Origin of the sequence: Streptomyces sp. NPDC047002 (assembly GCF_040704505.1) — a bacterium.
GTDB lineage: Bacteria > Actinomycetota > Actinomycetes > Streptomycetales > Streptomycetaceae > Streptomyces.
In genome coordinates this window covers 167,302-185,444 of the sequence record NZ_JBEYWC010000004.1, presented here as the reverse complement: position 1 = coordinate 185,444, position 18,143 = coordinate 167,302, and the positions used below count along the sequence as shown (strand labels likewise).

Genomic DNA, 18,143 nt, shown 5'->3' with positions numbered 1-18,143 from the left:
CAGGCGTCTGTACCCTCTGAGCGATGACACGAGCCGGGCCTTTACCCCACGGGGCCATATCTCAAATTCAGCGAGGAGCGAACCGAGTGACCGCCGATACGTCCGTGCCGTCCACCGCGCTGCTGACAGCGGACCGTGACGGTTCCAACTACACCGCGCGGCATTTGCTCGTCCTTGAGGGCCTGGAGGCCGTACGGAAGCGGCCCGGGATGTACATCGGGTCCACCGACAGCCGGGGCCTGATGCACTGCCTGTGGGAGATCATCGACAACTCCGTCGACGAGGCCCTCGGCGGATACTGCGACCACATCGAGGTCGTCCTCCACGAGGACGGATCCGTCGAGGTCAGGGACAACGGGCGCGGCATCCCGGTGGACGTCGAGCCCAAGACGGGCCTGTCGGGCGTCGAGGTCGTGATGACCAAGCTGCACGCGGGCGGCAAGTTCGGCGGCGGCTCGTACGCGGCCTCCGGCGGCCTCCACGGCGTCGGCGCGTCCGTCGTGAACGCGCTCTCCGCCCGGCTCGACGTCGAGGTGGACCGCAACAGCTCCACGCACGCCGTCAGCTTCCGCCGCGGCGTGCCCGGGATCTTCACCGAGCAGGGCCCCGACGCGCCCTTCGACCCGGCGGGCGGCCTGCGCAAGGGCAAGCGGATCCCGAAGAACCGCACGGGCACCCGCGTGCGGTACTGGGCCGACCGGCAGATCTTCCTCAAGGACGCCAAGCTCTCCCTGGACACCCTGCACCAGCGGGCCCGGCAGACGGCCTTCCTGGTGCCCGGACTGACGATCGTGGTCAGGGACGAGCGGTTCGCCGAGGCGGCCGAGGACGGCAGGCCGTCCGTCGAGACGTTCCACTACGACGGCGGCATCAGCGAGTTCTGCGAGTACCTGGCCCAGGACAAGGGCGTGTGCGACGTCCTCAGGCTCAGCGGCCAGGGCACCTTCAAGGAGACCGTGCCGGTCCTCGACGACCGCGGGCACATGACCCCGACCGAGGTCACCCGCGAGCTGGGCGTCGACATCGCCCTGCGCTGGGGCACGGGGTACGAGACGACCCTCAGGTCCTTCGTCAACATCATCGCCACCCCCAAGGGCGGCACCCACGTGACCGGCTTCGAACGCTCGGTGACGCGGACGGTCAACGAGGTCCTGCGCTCCACCAAGCTGCTGCGCGTGGCCGAGGACGACGTCGTCAAGGACGACGCCCTGGAGGGCCTGACCGCTGTCGTCACGGTGCGGCTCGCCGAGCCCCAGTTCGAGGGCCAGACGAAGGAGGTGCTGGGCACCTCGGCGGCCAACAGGATCGTCGCCAACGTCGTCGCCAAGGAGCTCAAGGCGTTCCTGACCTCCACCAAGCGCGACGCCAAGGCGCAGGCGCGCGCCGTGCTCGACAAGGTGGTGGCGGCCGCCCGCACCCGCATCGCCGCCCGCCAGCACAAGGAGGCCCAGCGCAGGAAGACCGCGCTCGAGTCGTCCTCGCTGCCGGCCAAGCTCGCCGACTGCCGCAGCGACGACGTGGACCGCAGCGAGCTGTTCATCGTGGAGGGCGACTCGGCGCTCGGTACCGCCAAGCTCGCGCGGAACTCCGAGTTCCAGGCGCTGCTTCCGATCCGGGGCAAGATCCTCAACGTCCAGAAGTCGTCCGTCTCCGACATGCTGAAGAACGCCGAGTGCGGGGCGATCATCCAGGTCATAGGAGCGGGGTCCGGCCGGACCTTCGACCTGGACGCGGCGCGGTACGGCAAGATCGTGCTGCTGGTGGACGCCGACGTCGACGGCGCGCACATCCGCTGCCTGCTGCTGACGCTGTTCCAGCGCTACATGCGCCCGATGGTGGAGGCGGGCCGGGTCTTCGCCGCCGTGCCGCCGCTGCACCGGGTCGAGCTGGTGCAGCCGAAGAAGGGCCAGGACCGCTACGTCTACACGTACTCGGACGCCGAGCTGCGACAGACGCTGCTGGAGTTCCAGCGCAAGAACATCCGGTACAAGGACTCGATCCAGCGCTACAAGGGCCTCGGCGAGATGGACGCGGACCAGCTGGCGGAGACCACGATGGACCCGCGCCACCGCACGCTGCGGCGCATCAACATCAGCGACCTGGACGCCTCCGAGCAGATCTTCGACCTGCTCATGGGCAACGAGGTCGCGCCGCGCAAGGAGTTCATCAGCAGCTCGGCCTCGACGCTCGACCGCTCGCGCATCGACACCTGACCGGCGGGGGACCTCACCTGACCCGGCGGGCCCCCGGTCTCCACCCCCGGGTGGAGGCCGGGGATCCACCGGAGTTCAACCCTGGCGCCGATCCGCTGACCTGCGGTTCTCCGTACCTTCGAGGTGTCGGAGAACGCCTCGTCACCGGAGAGGGCCCCTCATGAATGAGCTGCTGTACGTGCTCGCGGCCGTCGCAGTCGCCGTACTGATCATCGCGCGCCAGGTCAGGCCCCAGCGGATCGGCGGTGGCGGCCGCAAGTGGCTCGTCGTGCCGGTCGTCCTGGTCGTGCTGGGCGCCAAGCAGGGCGGGGTGATCGACCCGCACCACACCGCCCTGTCCGCGGGGCTCCTCGCCGCCGAGCTGGTGGTCGGCCTGGTGATGGGCGCCGGCTGGGCCTGGACCAGCCGGGTGTGGGCCGAGCCCGACGGCTCCGTCTGGTCGCGCGGCACCAAGGCGACCGCGGGCGTCTGGGTGGGCGGGCTCGTCGCCCGGCTCGCCCTCATGGGCCTCGGCGCGCTGGCCGGGGTCCACCAGTCGACCGGCGCGCTGCTCATCGCCCTCGGCGTCTCGTTCGCCCTGCGCGGCGCCCTGCTGCTGCACCGCGGGGGCGCGCTGTCGCCCGCCGGGGGTCCGTCGTACCGTGGCCGCGTGGCCGACCGGGTGTGAAGGGACCGCAGGTGACTCCAGGACCGTGGACGGCGTGGCCCGTGGCCGAGCCCCAGGAGGGCCGGCTCGGGGCACGCCCCCCGCTGCCGGCGGGCAAGGGCGAGAGCGGGCCCGCGCGGCTGCGCAGGCTCATGCTCCGCTCGGTCCCTGCCGCCGCCGTGCTCTACTCCGTCTTCGCCGACCACCACCCCGGGGGGCTCGTCGAGGGGCTCGCCGCGGCCGCGGGCGTCCTCGCCGTCGGCTTCCTCATCTGGGCCTTCCACCGCGCCACCCGGCTCCAGACGGCCTGGGTCTCGCTCGGCTGCGCCGCCCTGCTGCTCGCGGTCGCGGGCCTCGCCGAGTGGCGCGGCTTCACGGTCGCCGCGGGCGTCCTCGCCTTCGGCTGCTCCATCGTCGCCATGCAGCGGCTGCCGCTCGCCCTGGGCGCGGCCGTCCTTGCGGTCGGGCTCGGGGGCTGGGTGCTCGTCACCCACCAGAGCTGGCTCGGCGCCGTGCTCACGCTCGGCGCGAGCTCGCTCGGCGGGTACGTGCTGCGCATCGACGGCGAGCAGCGCCACCGCCTCAGAGTCCAGGAGCGTGCGGCGCGCGCGGCCGAGGCGGAGTCGGCCGCGCTCGGCGAGCGCGCCAGGATCGCCCGCGACATCCACGACGTGCTCGCGCACAGCCTCTCCGCGCAGCTCGTCCACCTGGAGGCGGCACGGCTGCGCATCGAGCAGGAGGAGCCGGGCCCGTTCAGGGACCAGATCCTGCAGCGGGTGGTGGCCGCGCGCTCGATGGCGCGCGACGGCCTCGCCGAGACCCGGCAGGCGCTGTCCGCGCTGCGCGGCGACATGGCGCCGCTCGGGGACTACCTGCGGGAGGTCGCGGCGAGCGACGGCGCGGAGATCGAGGTGGCGGGCACCCCGCGCCCGGTGCCCGCCGAGGCCTCGCAGACCGTGCGCAGGGTCGCGCAGGAGGCGCTGACCAACGTGCGCAAGCACGCGCCGGGCGCGCGGGTGCGCATCGACCTCACGTACGGGCAAGGCGAACTGGTCCTGTGCGTACGCGACTGGGGGCGCGGGGGAGGGGGCGCCGCCGCACCCGCGGAGCTCGCCTCGTCCGGTTCCGGATACGGTCTCCTCGGCATGCGGGAACGCGCCGAACTGCTCGGCGGGACGCTCGACGCGGGCCCCGAAGGGGCCGGGGGGAAGGGGTACAGAGTGCGGCTGCGGGTGCCGGCATGACCGGCGGTGCGGCGGAGGCCGCGGGGGGCGCGGGCAGGCCGCCGGCCAGGCTCGTCGTCGCCGACGACCAGGCCGTGGTGCGCGAGGGCATCGTGATGCTCCTCGGGCTGCTGCCGGGGATCGAGGTGGTCGGCGCGGCCAGGGACGGCGAGGAGGCCGTGGCGCTCGTCGCGGAACTCGCCCCCGACGTGGTGCTGATGGACCTCAGGATGCCCCGCTGCGACGGGGTCGAGGCGACCCGGCGCATCCGGCAGGACCACCCGGGGACCCAGGTCGTCGTGCTGACCACGTACGCGGACGACGAGTCGCTGTTCGCCGCGCTCCAGGCCGGCGCGCGCGGCTATCTCACCAAGGACGCGCAGGGCGAGGAGATCGTCCGCGCGGTCGACGACGTGCTCGCGGGCCAGGCCGGACTCGCGCCCGCCGTGCAGCGCAGGCTGCTCGAACGGTTCACCGCGCCGCCGCCCCGGGCCGCGGCGCCCGCCGAGCTGCCCGACGGGCTCACCGCGCGGGAGGCCGAGGTGCTCGGGCTCGTCGCCGACGGCCTGTCCAACAAGGAGATCGCGGCCCGGCTGCACATCGGGGCCGCCACGGTGAAGACGCACATCAACAACCTCTTCGCCAAGACCGGCGTGCGGGACCGTGCGCAGGCCGTGCGATACGCCTACCAACGGGGACTGATCGAGCCTCCTGGGACATCGGTCACCTGATGGGGTGAAGAGGGTCAGGTCCTGGCATGTCGGCCCTGCGGGGCCCCCATCCTTGTCGGACGGCTGGAACGGCCGCCTGACAAGGAGATGCGACCGGTGGACATGCAGCAAGGGCCGAAGGCCGCCGCGGTGCGGCCCGGCGGCCCCCTGGACGACGACGCGGACACGCCCCCGTACGGAGGCGGGCAGGACGGCCCGCAGGTGGCGCCGCCCGCCGCGCGCGACGGCCGCGCCGCCGCCGACGTCTACCTGGAGGTGCAGCGCGGCGCCGCCTTCCAGGAGGTGCGCGGGCGCTACCGCGGCTTCGTCGTCCCGGCGAGCGCCGCCTTCCTCGGCTGGTACCTGGCGTACGTGCTGGCCGCCACGCTCGCGCCCGGCGTGATGGCGCGCCCCGTGGCGGGCGCGGTCAATGTGGCGATGGTCGCAGGGCTCGCCCAGTTCCTCACCACGTTCGTGCTGACCTGGGCCTATGTGCGCAACGCCCGGCGCGGGCGCGACCGGGCCGCGCTCGAACTGCGCTGGGCCGTGCTCGACCGGGGCGTCGGGGGCGGCGCGGGCAGGGGGACCTCGTGAGGGGCGACCACCAGACCCTGGCGCTCGTGCTGTTCAGCGCGTTCGTCGCGGTCACCCTCGCCATCACCACCTGGGTCAGCCGCAACAGGCACGGCTCGCCCGAGGAGTTCTACGCGGGCGGGCGGCTGTTCTCGCCGATGGAGAACGGCTTCGCCATCGCGGGCGACTACATGTCGGCCGCGTCCTTCCTCGGGATCTCCGGCGTGATCGCCCTGTTCGGCTACGACGGCATGCTGTACTCCGTCGGCTTCCTCGTCGCCTGGCTCGTGGTGCTGCTGCTCGTGGCCGAACTGGTGCGCAACGTCGGGCGGTTCACGCTCGCGGACGTGGTCGCCGCCAGGATGCGGGAGCGGCCGGTGCGGGTCGCCTCCGGCACCGCGTCCGTGACGGTCTCCGTGCTCTACCTGGTGGCGCAGATGGTCGGCGCGGGCAGCCTGGTGTCGCTGCTGCTCGGCGGTTCGGGGCCGGCGGCCCGCGCCTGGACGGTGATCGGCGTCGGCGCCCTGATGGTCGTCTACGTGACCCTCGGCGGGATGCGGGCGACGACCTGGATCCAGATCGTCAAGGCCGTCCTGCTGATGGCCGGTGCGATCGCGCTGACCGTGCTGGTGCTGCTGCGCTTCCACGGCGACGTCAACACCCTGCTGACGCGGGCCGCCGCCCACAGCGACTACGGCAAGGACTTCCTCACGCCGGGCCGCGCGTACGGCGGGAGCTGGGCCGCACGGCTCGACTTCATCAGCCTCGGCCTCGCACTGCTGCTCGGCACGGCGGGGCTGCCGCACATCCTGTCGCGCTTCTACACGGTGCCCACCGCGCGCGCCGCCCGCAGGTCCGTGGTCTGGTCCATCGGCCTGATCGGCGGCTTCTACCTGATGACGATCGTCCTCGGGTTCGGGGCCGCGGCCCTGGTCGGCTCCGACGCGGTGCGCGCCTCCAACGCCGCGGGCAACACGGCGGTACCGCTGCTCGCGCTCCACCTCGGCGGGGGAGCGGGCTCCACGGGCGGCACGGTGCTGTTCGCGGTGGTCGCAGCCGTGGCCTTCGCGACCATCCTCGCGGTGGTCGCGGGCGTCACCCTGGCCTCGTCCGCCTCGGTCGCTCACGACCTGTACGCCTCCCGCAGGCTCCGCATCCCGAAGCAGCGGCGGGGCGAGCCGGCGAAGCGGCCCGCCGCCGCGCAGCGCAGCGAGGTGTCGGTGGCGCGGCTGTCGGCCGCGGGGATCGGGGCCGTGGCCATCGCGCTGAGCCTGCTCGCCCAGGACCTGAACGTCGCCTTCCTGGTGGGGCTCGCGTTCGCGGTGTCCGCCTCGGCCAACCTGCCCGTGCTGCTCTACTCGCTGTTCTGGCGTTCCTTCACGACGCGCGGCGCGGTCTGGTCCGTCTACGGCGGACTCGTCCCCGCCGTGCTGCTCGTGGTCCTCTCGCCGGTGGTCTCCGGCGGGCCCGACGCGATGTTCCCCGGCGTGGACTTCCACCTCTTCCCGCTGGAGAACCCGGGGCTCGTGTCGATCCCGTGCGGCTTCCTCGCCGGCTGGCTCGGCACGGTGTGCTCGCGGGAGCCCGCGGACCCGACCGCGTACGCGGAGACCGAGGTGCGTTCGCTCACCGGAGCCGGCGCCGTCTGACACCCGTTGCGTCCGGGCCCGCAGCGCTTGCGCCGGCCCGCTCACCGTCGCCACGCTGCGCGGGAGCGGGCCGGCGCCGTCGTACGGGCCCCTGGCGGCGACTGGGCGGCGACGGTCCGGCCGACAGGACGCCGCAAGAATTTGCAGGGTTTCCAGCGGCTTGCGGCCGGCTTCTAGGCGCGTAAAGCACGGTCGGAAACCCGCTGGGGTACGGGAATTGGCCTCCGGTCCCGGGAGGCCGCCTGACGGGCGGGTTCTGTCCAAGACGTAGACGACATGGTATTTCTCTGCAACTCTCTGACCGCACTACGCAAAAGACTCCGTTCGGCAGTGCAGAAACGCATGCCGGGGACCGGTGTGCGACCAGAGCCGCGCCTCGCCGCTCCCGTGCGAGGCCGAGGATCGGAGATCCATGAGATCGCAACGTCCGAGACGGCGCACCCTCGCCGTCGTCACCACCACCAGCCTCCTGCTGGTCGGCTGGCCCGCGTACGCCGCGGCCTCCGAGGGGCCGGCGGCCGGCGCTTCTGCGGCCGCGGCGAGCAGGACCACCGCAGCGCGCGCCGTCGACGGCGACCAGTCCACCTACTGGCAGGGCACCGGCAGGGGCGAGCAGTCGGTGCAGCGCGACCTCGGCTCGCTCGAACGCGTGGACCGGGTCACGCTGAAGCTGCCCCGCGACTGGCAGGCCCGCAGGCAGACCCTCTCGATCCAGGGCAGCAGGGACGGCTCCGGCTTCGAGACGCTCAAGTCCTCGGCCACGTACACCTTCAGCCCCGGAGCGGGGAACACGGTCGCCGTCTCCTTCCCCGCCACCCAGGAGCGCTACATACGCGCCGTCTTCACCGGCAACTCGGCCGGGAAGAAAGCCCAGTTGTCGGAGCTCGAGGTGCACACCGCGGCCGCTGCCGCCACCCCCGACCTCGCGCTCGGCAAGCCCATGACGGCGAGCGGCTTCAACGACGTCTACCCGGCGTCCAACGCCAACGACGGCAACCAGTCGACCTATTGGGAGAGCAAGAACAACGCCTTCCCGCAGTGGCTCCAGACGGACCTCGGCTCCTCCGTCGCCGTGAACAGCGTCGTGCTCAAGCTGCCGGCGGACTGGCCTGCCCGCAGCCAGACCCTGCGCGTCCAGGGCTCCACCGACGGCAGCAGCTTCTCCGACATCGCCGCGTCGAAGTCCTACGCCTTCAGCCCGGCGTCCGGCAACACGGTGACGGTCTCCTTCAACTCCACCACCACCCGGTACGTACGGGCCGCCTTCACGGCCAACTCCGGGTGGCCCGCGGGCCAGGTCTCCGAGTTCGAGGTCTACGGCCCCGCCACCGGCGACACCCGGGCGCCCTCCGCCCCCGCGGGCCTCACGCTCAGCCGGTCGGCCGCCGGGCAGGTCCAGCTGGCCTGGAAGCCGTCGACCGACGACACCGGCGTGACGGGCTACGACATCTACTGCAACAACCAGCTGGTCAGCAGCGTCGCGGGCAATGTCACCTCGTACACCGAGAGCCGGCCGGCCGACGCGACCGTCACCTACTTCGTGCGCGCGAAGGACGCCGCGGGCAATGTCTCGGGCAACAGCAACAGCGTGACCAGCGCGGGGGAGAGCGGCGACACCCAGGCGCCCACCGCGCCCGGCTCCCTCGCCTACACGGAGCCCGCGGCGGGCCAGGTCAAGCTCACCTGGCAGGCGTCGAGCGACGACAAGGGCGTGACGGGCTACGACGTCTACCGCAACGGCCAGTTGCTCGGCAGTGCCGCGGGCAGCGCCACCTCGTACACCGACGCGAACGCGGGCAGCGGCACCGTCACCTACGTCGTGCGGGCGAAGGACGCCGCGGGCAATGTCTCGGGCGACAGCAACAGCGTGACCCGCAACGGCTCCACCACCGCCGCGTCCAACCTGGCCGCGGGCAAGCCCATCACGGCCTCCTCGTCCACTTTCACCTTCGTCGCCGCGAACGCCAACGACAACAGCACAAGCACCTACTGGGAGGGCGCGGGCGGCAGCTACCCCGACACCCTCACCGTGCAGCTCGGCGCCAACGCCGACACGCAGAGCGTCGTGGTCAGGCTCAACCCGGACTCCTCGTGGGGCCCGCGCACCCAGAACATCCAGGTGCTCGGCCGCGAGCAGAACGCCTCGGGCTTCACCGGCCTGGTGGCCGCGAAGGACTACTCCTTCACCCCGGCGAGCGGCAACACGGTGACCATCCCGGTCTCCGCCCGTGTCGCGGACGTCCAGCTCAAATTCACCTCCAACACCGGTGCGCCCGCGGGCCAGGCGGCGGAGTTCCAGGTGCTCGGCACCCCGGCGCCCAACCCCGACCTCCAGATCACCTCGCTCACCGTGTCGCCCGCCTCACCGGTCGAGTCCGACCCGGTCACCCTGTCGGCGACCGTGAAGAACACCGGGGCCCTCGCAGCGCCCGCCGGTACGGTCCGGTTCGACCTGGGCGGCTCCACGGCGGGCACCGCGGCCGTCGGCGCGCTCGCGGCCGGCGCCCAAGCCACGGTGACGGCAGACATCGGGGCGCAGAACGCCGGCACGTATCAGCTCAGCGCCGTCGCCGACCCCGACAACAAGATCATCGAGTCCAACGAGACCAACAACACCTACACCGCGCCCTCAGCCCTGGTGGTCAAGCCCGTCGCCAGCTCCGACCTGGTCGCGGCGGGCGTCGCCGCCTCCCCGTCCGCGCCGTCGGCGGGCGACACCGTCACCTTCTCTGTCGCGGTGCGCAACCAGGGCACGGTCGCGGCGGCGGCCGGCGCGCACCAGGTCACCCTGACGCTCCTGAACTCCTCGGGGGGCACGGTCAAGACCCTCACGGGATCCTTCAGCGGGGCCCTCGCGCCCGGTGCCACCTCTGCCCCGGTCGCCCTCGGGGGCTGGACCGCCGCCGACGGCTCGTACACCGAGAAGGTGGTCATCGCCGACGACGCCAACGAACTGCCGGTGAAGCGCGCCAACAACACCTCGACGCAGTCCTTCTTCGTGGGCCGCGGTGCCGACATGCCGTACGACACCTACGAGGCTGAGGACGGCGTCCTGGGCGGCGGCGCGCAGGTCGTCGGCCCCAACAGGACCATCGGCGACCTCGCGGGCGAGGCGTCGGGCCGCAGGGCCGTAACGCTCGACAGCACCGGGAACTACGTCGAGTTCACCACGCGCGCCGCCACCAACTCGCTGGTGACGCGGTTCTCCGTCCCCGACTCCGCGGGCGGCGGCGGCACCGACGCCACCCTCGACATCTACGTCGACGGCAAGCTGCTCAAGCCGGTCGACCTCACCTCCAGGTACGCCTGGCTGTACGGCGCGGAGACCGGCCCGGGCAACTCGCCGGGATCCGGCGCACCCCGGCACATCTACGACGAGGCGAACGTCCTGCTCGGCACGACCGTCCCCGCGGGCAGCACCATCCGCCTCCAGAAGGACGCGGCCAACACCTCCAGGTACGCGATCGACTTCGTGGACCTCGAACAGGTCGCCCAGGTCCAGAACCCCGACCCGGCCGCCTATGCGACCCCGGCGGGACTGGGGCAGCAGGACGTGCAGAACGCGCTCGACAAGGTGCGGATGGACACGACGGGCAAGCTCGTCGGCGTCTACCTGCCGGCGGGCGACTACCAGACCTCGGGCAAGTTCCAGGTCTACGGCAAGCCGGTCAAGGTGGTGGGGGCAGGGCCCTGGTTCACCCGGTTCCTCGCCCCCTCGACGCAGGAGAACACCGACATCGGCTTCCGGGTCGAGTCGACGGCGAACGGCTCCATGTTCTCCGGCTTCGCGGCCTTCGGCAACTACACCTCGCGCATCGACGGGCCCGGCAAGGAGTTCGACCTCACGGACGTCTCCGGCATCACCGTCGACGACGTCTGGGTCGAGCACATGGTGTGCGCGATCTGGGGCACGCACGTCACCGGTCTGAAGGCCACCGACATGCGGATCAGGGACACCTTCGCCGACGGCATCAACCTCACCAACGGCAGCCAGGACAACCTGGTGGCCGACGACGAGGCGCGCAGCACGGGCGACGACAGCTTCGCGCTGTTCGCCGCCGAGGACCACAACTCCTCGCCGCTGACCGGGAACACGTTCCAGAACCTCACGGCGAAGCTGCCGTGGCGCGCGGCCGGGCTCGCCGTCTACGGCGGCCAGGGCAACACCCTGCAGAACATCACCGTGGCCGACACCCTGACCTACTCGGGCCTCACGCTCAGCTCGCTGGACTTCGGCTACCCCTTCTCCGGGTTCGGGTCCAGTCCGCAGACGGTGGTCAAGGGGCTGTCCCTGATCCGCGACGGCGGGCACTTCTGGGGGCAGCAGGTCTTCGGCGCGGTCTGGGTCTACTCGGCGACCGACCCCTTCCAGGGCATCCGCGTGAGCGATCTGGACATCACGGACCCCACCTACGGAGGGATCATGTTCCAGACCGACTACGTGGGCGGCCGGCCGCTCAACCCGATCAAGGACACGGTCTTCACCGACGTGTCGATCAGCGGCGCGCACAGGAGCGGCGACCAGTTCGACGCCAAGTCCGGCTGGGCGCTGTGGGCGAACGAGCTGCCCGAGCCCGGCCAGGGGCCCGCGGTCGGCGAGGTCACGTTCAACGGGCTGAAGCTCAGCGACAACAGCCAGGACGTGCGGAACACCACCAGCACCATGAAGATCGACATCAACCCGTGAGCATCCGCCCGTAGGGCGGTGCGGCGGGGCGCGCGGGAGCGATGCCGGCCGGGTCATCCGGCCGGCATTCGCTTGTCGCCACCTTTGCACCAGCGAGAAAGAAGCTTGCATATATTGCGATAGCCTTGCAGCCATGACGCGACGACTTGCTCAGGTGGCCAAGAAAGTGGGAGTCAGCGAGGCCACGGTCAGCCGGGTCCTCAACGGCAAGCCGGGGGTCTCCGAGGCGACCCGGCAGTCCGTGCTGACCGCGCTCGACGTCCTGGGCTACGAGCGCCCCACCCAGCTGCGCGGGGAGCGTGCCCGGCTCGTCGGCCTGGTCCTGCCGGAGCTGCAGAACCCCATCTTCCCCGCGTTCGCCGAGGTCATCGGCGGCTCGCTGGCCCAGCAGGGGCTCACTCCCGTGCTGTGCACCCAGACCAAGGGCGGCGTCTCGGAGGCGGACTACGTGGAGCTGCTGCTCCAGCAGCAGGTGTCAGGTGTGGTGTTCGCGGGCGGCCTCTTCGCGCAGGCCGACGCGCCGCACGACCACTACCGGCTGCTCGCCGAGCGCAGGATCCCGGTCGTGCTCATCAACGCCCCCATCGAGAACCTCGACTTCCCCTGCATCTCCTGCGACGACGCCGTCGCCGTGGAGCAGGCGTGGCGCCACCTCGCCTCACTCGGCCACGAGCGGATCGGCCTGGTGCTCGGCCCCGAGGACCACGTGCCCTCCCGCCGCAAGCTGGGCGCGGCGCGCGCCACCGCGGAGGCGGGCGGCACCGTGCTGCCCGAGGAGTACGTGGAGCGCACGATGTTCTCCCTCGAAGGCGGTCAGGCCGCCACCTCCCGGCTGCTGGACCGCGGCGTGACCGGCTTCATCTGCGCGAGCGACCCGATGGCGCTCGGCGCCGTGCGGGCGGCCCGCAGGCGCGGCCTCGGCGTGCCGTCCGAGGTGTCCGTCGTCGGCTTCGACGACAGTGCGTTCATGAACTGCATGGAGCCGCCGCTGACCACCGTGCGCCAGCCCATCGAGGCGATGGGCAGGGCGGCGGTGGAGATGCTCTCCGCGCAGATCCAGGGCGGCGCGGTGCCGCCGGGCGAGCTGCTCTTCGAGCCCGAGCTCGTGGTCCGCAGCTCCACCGCGCAGGCGCCGAGGGGCTGACGCGACGCACCCCGGTCCCCGGATGCAGCGAGCTGTCAGGTATTTGCGAAATAGGAGCGACATATTGCGGACATCCGTAGTTAGTGGTTGAGTGAGCGCCGCCACACAGCGAGCAGCTGTGCGGGTTCCCACGCTCCTGCCCTAGAGGGGTCCCACCGATGAGAAGTCCCGGGTTCCGCCGCACGTGCACCGCCGCCACAGCCGCCGCGATGGCTCTCACCGCAGTGGCGGCCTGCTCCTCAGGCAAGGGCGGCGGCGCGACGACCGCCGACGGCAGGACGGCACTCACCGTCAACTGCATGCCGCCCAAGTCGAACAAGGTCGACCGCGCGGCCTTCAGGAACGACATCGCCACGTTCGCGAAGCAGAACCCGAAGATCCAGCTCACCGCGCACGACACCTTCCCGTGCGAGGACCCCAAGACGTTCGACGCCAAGCTCGCGGGCGGGCAGATGGAGAACGTCTTCTACACGTACTTCACCGACGTGAAGCACGTCGTCGGCATCAACCAGGCCGCGGACATCACCCGTTACGTGAAGGACCTGCCCGGCTGGAACGAGATCGACCCCAAGCTGCGGGCGATGTACACGGTCGACGGCAAGGTGTACGGCGTCCCGCGCACCAACTACACGATGGGCCTGCTCTACAACCCGACCCTCTTCAAGAAGGCCGGGCTCGACCCGGCCGAGCCGCCCACCACCTGGCAGGAGGTGCGCGCCGACGCCAAGAAGATCGCGGCCCTCGGCCACGGCACGGTCGGCTACGCCGACTACAGCGCGCAGAACCAGGGCGGTTGGCACTTCGTCGCCGAGCTGTACTCACAGGGCGGGCAGGCCGTGAGCGCGGACGGCAAGAAGGCCACCGTGGACACCCCCCAGGGCAGGGCCGTCCTGCAGAATCTGCACGACATGCGCTGGACGGACGGGTCCATGGGCTCGAAGCAGCTGCTCATCCTCAACGACGTGCAGCAGATGATGGGCACCGGCAAGCTCGGCATGTACATCGCGGCGCCGGACAACGTGCCCACCATCGCCAAGCAGTACGGCGGCGACTACAAGGACATGGCGCTCGCCCCGATGCCGGGCGGCAAGGCCACCCTCGCGGGCGGCGACGGCTACATGTTCAACAAGAAGGACACTCCCGCGCAGATCAGGGCCGGACTGAAGTTCCTCGCGCTGGAGACCAACACCCCCGGCAAGGGCCTGAGCAACTGGCAGTACCTGAGCGAGCAGAAGTCCCCCGTGGGCCTGCCGGAACCCCGGCTGTGGACCCAGGGCGGCAGCTACGACACGAAGAACCTGGCGCTCAAGAAGCAGTACGCCAACATCCCGGTCGGCAACTACCGGGCGTTCGCCGACGGCAACCCGAAGCTCACCCCGGTGATCGAGCCGCCCGACGCCCAGCAGATCTACTCCGTCCTCGACTCGGCGGTCTCCGCGGTCCTCACCGACAAGGGCGCGGACATCGACGGGCTGCTCAAGGACGCCCAGACCAAGATCGACTCCGTGCTGGCCCAGCAGGGCTGACAGCCGATGAAGACCGCCCAGGCACCCGCAGGGCCCGCCGCGGCCCGTCCCCTCACCGAGGGGGCGCGCCCGCCGGGCCGGACCGCGGCCCCCCGCAGGCCCCTGAGCCGCAGGCTGACCGAGCAGGCCCGCGCCTACGCCTTCCTGCTCGGCGGCCTGATCTGCTTCGCGCTGTTCTCCTGGTACCCGGCGATCCGCGCGGTGGTCATCTCCTTCCAGCGCTACATCCCCGGCTCGCCGCCGCAGTGGGTCGGCACCCGCAACTTCACGCAGGTCCTGCACGACCCCGAGTTCGCCGCGGCGTGGCGCAACACCTTCTCCTTCACGGTGATCGCGCTGCTGATCGGCTTCCTCGTCCCGTTCGTCACCGCGCTCGTGCTCAACGAGCTGCGGCACGCGAAGTCGTTCTTCCGGGTCGTGGTCTACCTGCCGGTGATGATCCCGCCGGTGGTCAGCGCCCTGCTGTGGAAGTGGTTCTACGACCCGGGCGCGGGCCTCGCCAACGAGGCGCTGCGCTTCGCGCATCTGCCGACCTCGAACTGGACCAACGGCACCTCCACCGCGCTGGTCTCTCTGGTCCTCGTCTCCACCTGGGCCAACATGGGCGGCACCGTCCTCATCTACCTCGCGGCCCTCCAGGGCATCCCCGGCGAGCTGTACGAGGCGGCCGAGCTGGACGGCGCGTCCGTCCTGCAGCGCGTGCGCCACGTGACGATCCCGCAGACCCGCTTCATCATGCTGATGCTCATGCTGCTGCAGATCATCGCGACGATGCAGGTGTTCACCGAGCCGTACGTGATCACCGGCGGCGGGCCGCAGGACGCCACCGTCACGGTGCTGTACCTGATCTACAAGTACGCCTTCCAGTACAACAACTTCGGCGGGGCGTGCGCCCTCAGTGTCATGCTGCTGGTGCTGCTCGGCCTCTTCTCCGCCCTCTACCTGCGGCTCACCCGCACCGACGACTGAGGAGCGCGCCGTCATGACCACCACCATCGCGCCTCCCGAGCCGCAGGCGCCCGCGGTCCCCGCGCGCCGGGCAGACCGGCGCAGCGGCGCGGGCTCCGGCGTCCGCACCCTGGTCTCGCCGCTGGCCCTCGCGAGCCGCCGGGGCAGGGCCGTCTACTGGAGCGTCTTCGGGCTCGTCCTGCTCCTGTTCGTGCTCGCCTTCCTCTTCCCGGTGTACTGGATGGCCACCGGCGCGCTGAAGTCGCCCGACGAGCTCAACCGCAACCCGCCCACCGTGGCGCCGGAGAAGTGGCACTTCGGCAACTACGGCGAGGCGTGGAACCTGATGCAGCTGCCCGACCACCTGTGGAACACGGTGGTGCAGGCGGCCGGTGCCTGGGTGCTCCAACTGGTCTTCTGCACCGCGGCCGCGTACGCGCTGTCCAAGCTGAAGCCCGTCTTCGGCAAGGTGATCCTCGGCGCGATCCTCGCCACCCTGATGGTGCCGGCGCAGGCGCTCGTCGTACCGAAGTACCTGACCGTCGCCGACCTGCCGCTCCTGCACACCAGCCTGCTCGACAACCCGGCCGGGATCTGGCTGCCGGCCGTCGCCAACGCCTTCAACCTGTACCTGCTCAAGCGGTTCTTCGACCAGATACCCCGCGACGTGCTGGAGGCGGCCGAGATCGACGGCGCGGGGAAGCTGCGCCAGCTCTGGTCGATCCTGCTGCCGATGTCGCGGCCCGTGCTCGGCGTCGTGTCGATCTTCGCGCTCGTCGCGGTCTGGCAGGACTTCCTGTGGCCGCTGATGGTCTTCTCGGCCGCCCCCGACCACCAGCCCATCAGTGTCGCGCTCGTCCAGCTCTCCCAGGACGTGCCGCAGACGGACCTGATCGGCGCGATGGTGATCGCCAGCGTGCCGATGGTCGTCATGTTCCTCGTCTTCCAGCGCCACATCATCGCCGGGATCAGCGCGGGCAGCACCAAGGGCTAGGCAGGGCAGGCCGCGTGGCGCCTCCGGGCGGCGGGCGGCGCGCGGGGGCCCGCCGCCCCGCGCCGCCCGCCCGCGCCCGTCCCTGCCCGTACGACCCGCGCACCGCAGCCCGACGACGCCCCGCCGCTGCGGTGCGCGGCCCGCGAACCACCGACGCCCCGTCACGGACGGCACCGCCGTGCGGCCGACGCACACGCCTGAAAGGATCACGCATGAAAGGCAGCCCCCTGGAGCCCGCCGACCGGAACTGGTGGCGCAGCGCCGCGATCTACCAGGTCTACGTGCGGAGCTTCGCCGATGGTGACGGCGACGGGACGGGCGATCTCGCCGGCGTCCGCGCCAGGCTGCCGTACCTGGTCGAACTGGGCGTCGACGCCCTGTGGTTCACCCCCTGGTACCTGTCGCCGCTGGCCGACGGCGGCTACGACGTCGCCGACTACCGCACCATCGACCCGCAGTTCGGCACGCTCGCCGAGGCCGAGAAGCTGATCGCCGAGGCCGGGGAGCTGGGCATCAGGACGATCGTCGACATCGTCCCCAACCACGTCTCCGACCAGCACCCGTGGTTCCGCGCCGCCGTCGCCGCGGGGCCGGGCAGCCCCGAGCGCGCGCTGTTCCACTTCCGCGCGGGCCGCGGCGACGCGGGTCAGATCCCGCCCAACGACTGGATCGGCGAGTTCGGCGGCACGCCCTGGACCCGGCTGCCCGACGGCGAGTGGTACCTCCACCTCTTCGCACCCGAGCAGCCCGACCTCAACTGGGACCACCCGGCCGTGCGCACCGAGCACGAGGACGTGCTGCGTTTCTGGTTCGACCGCGGCGTCGCGGGCGTACGGATCGACTCGGCGGTGCTGCCCGCCAAGGACCCCGCGCTGCCCGACTTCACGCCCGGCACCGACCCGCACCCGTATGTCGACCGGGACGACCTGCACGACATCTACCGCTCCTGGCGCGCCGTCGCCGACCAGTACGACGGCGTCTTCGTCGGCGAGGTCTGGCTGCCCGACACCGAGCGGTTCGTGCGCTACCTGCGCCCCGACGAGCTGCACACCGCCTTCAACCTGAGCTTCCTCGCCTGCCCCTGGGACGCGGGGCGGCTGCGCGCGTCCATCGACGAGACGCTCGCCGAGCACGCGCCGGTGGGCGCGCCCGCCACCTGGGTGCTGTGCAACCACGACGTGACGCGCACGGTCACCCGCTACGGCCGCGCCGACGACACCGGCTTCGCCTTCGAGCGCAAGCGCTTCGGCACCCCCACGGACCTGGAACTCGGCACCCGCAGGGCCCGCGCGGCCGCGCTCCTCTCGCTCGCCCTGCCCGGCGCGGTCTACCTCTACCAGGGCGAGGAACTCGGCCTGCCGGAGGCGGAGATCCCGCGCGAGCTCATCCAGGACCCGATGCACAGCAGGTCGGGCGGTACCGACCCGGGGCGCGACGGCTGCCGGGTGCCGCTGCCGTGGGTCGCGGACGCGCCGTACGCCGGGTTCGGCTCGACGGGCGAGCCGTGGCTGCCGCAGCCCGCGGGCTGGGCCGCCTACGCGGCGGACCGGCAGGCGGCGGACCCTCACTCCATGCTCTCCCTCTACCGCGCCGCGCTCGCGCTGCGCAGGGCCAGACCCGGGTTCCGCTCCACGGGCCTCACCTGGCTCGACGCGGCACCCGGCGTGCTGGCCTTCGAACGCGGCGAGGGGCTGCGCTGCGTGGCCAACCTCTCCGCGGCGCCCGTACGGCTGCCCGCGCACGGCGCTGTGCTGCTGGCGAGCGGGCCGCTCACCGAGGACGGGCGGCTGCCCGCCGACACGGCGGTCTGGCTGAGCGCCTGACGCCGCC

Annotated in this window: 12 protein-coding genes; all 12 read left to right on the top strand. The window is 71.8% G+C overall.

Annotated elements, in window-relative coordinates; genetic code table 11:
* Positions 1 to 86 precede the first annotated feature (86 nt).
* The 12 genes from AB0910_RS06595 (at position 87) to AB0910_RS06540 (ending at position 18,136) form a co-directional block, all read left to right on the top strand.
* A complete protein-coding gene (locus AB0910_RS06595) occupies positions 87 to 2,213 on the top strand; it encodes a DNA topoisomerase IV subunit B (protein WP_366743418.1) in 2,127 nt (708 codons plus the stop codon).
* Between the two features lie 160 nt (positions 2,214 to 2,373).
* On the top strand, positions 2,374 to 2,880 hold the full coding sequence (locus AB0910_RS06590; protein WP_366743417.1) for a DUF1453 domain-containing protein: 507 nt from the start codon (positions 2,374 to 2,376) through the stop codon (positions 2,878 to 2,880).
* 41 nt (positions 2,881 to 2,921) lie between these two features.
* Positions 2,922 to 4,103: a histidine kinase gene (locus AB0910_RS06585; protein WP_366743416.1), complete on the top strand. Its 1,182-nt coding sequence runs from the start codon at positions 2,922 to 2,924 to the stop codon at positions 4,101 to 4,103.
* On the top strand, positions 4,100 to 4,813 hold the full coding sequence (locus tag AB0910_RS06580) for a response regulator transcription factor (RefSeq protein ID WP_366743415.1): 714 nt from the start codon (positions 4,100 to 4,102) through the stop codon (positions 4,811 to 4,813). Before AB0910_RS06585 ends, AB0910_RS06580 begins: the two co-directional genes overlap by 4 nt.
* An 87-nt stretch (positions 4,814 to 4,900) precedes the next feature.
* Complete coding sequence (locus tag AB0910_RS06575; protein ID WP_366743414.1) at positions 4,901 to 5,386, top strand: DUF485 domain-containing protein; 486 nt, start codon at positions 4,901 to 4,903, stop codon at positions 5,384 to 5,386.
* Positions 5,383 to 7,014, top strand: a complete 1,632-nt coding sequence (locus AB0910_RS06570) for a cation acetate symporter (RefSeq protein WP_366743413.1) — start codon at positions 5,383 to 5,385, stop codon at positions 7,012 to 7,014. Before AB0910_RS06575 ends, AB0910_RS06570 begins: the two co-directional genes overlap by 4 nt.
* Before the next feature lie 412 nt (positions 7,015 to 7,426).
* Positions 7,427 to 11,701, top strand: a complete 4,275-nt coding sequence (locus tag AB0910_RS06565) for a discoidin domain-containing protein (RefSeq protein WP_366743412.1) — start codon at positions 7,427 to 7,429, stop codon at positions 11,699 to 11,701.
* A gap of 133 nt (positions 11,702 to 11,834) precedes the next feature.
* Complete coding sequence (locus tag AB0910_RS06560; protein ID WP_366743411.1) at positions 11,835 to 12,845, top strand: LacI family DNA-binding transcriptional regulator; 1,011 nt, start codon at positions 11,835 to 11,837, stop codon at positions 12,843 to 12,845.
* A gap of 158 nt (positions 12,846 to 13,003) precedes the next feature.
* Positions 13,004 to 14,371, top strand: a complete 1,368-nt coding sequence (locus tag AB0910_RS06555) for an extracellular solute-binding protein (RefSeq protein WP_366743410.1) — start codon at positions 13,004 to 13,006, stop codon at positions 14,369 to 14,371.
* Positions 14,372 to 14,377: 6 nt separating this feature from the next.
* A complete protein-coding gene (locus AB0910_RS06550; protein ID WP_366743409.1) occupies positions 14,378 to 15,340 on the top strand; it encodes a sugar ABC transporter permease in 963 nt (320 codons plus the stop codon).
* A 13-nt stretch (positions 15,341 to 15,353) separates the two neighbouring features.
* Entirely contained in the window at positions 15,354 to 16,313 is a 960-nt protein-coding gene (locus tag AB0910_RS06545; RefSeq protein ID WP_366743408.1) for a carbohydrate ABC transporter permease, read from the top strand.
* A 212-nt stretch (positions 16,314 to 16,525) separates the two neighbouring features.
* On the top strand, positions 16,526 to 18,136 hold the full coding sequence (locus AB0910_RS06540; RefSeq protein WP_366743407.1) for a glycoside hydrolase family 13 protein: 1,611 nt from the start codon (positions 16,526 to 16,528) through the stop codon (positions 18,134 to 18,136).
* The last annotated feature ends 7 nt before the right edge of the window (positions 18,137 to 18,143 follow it).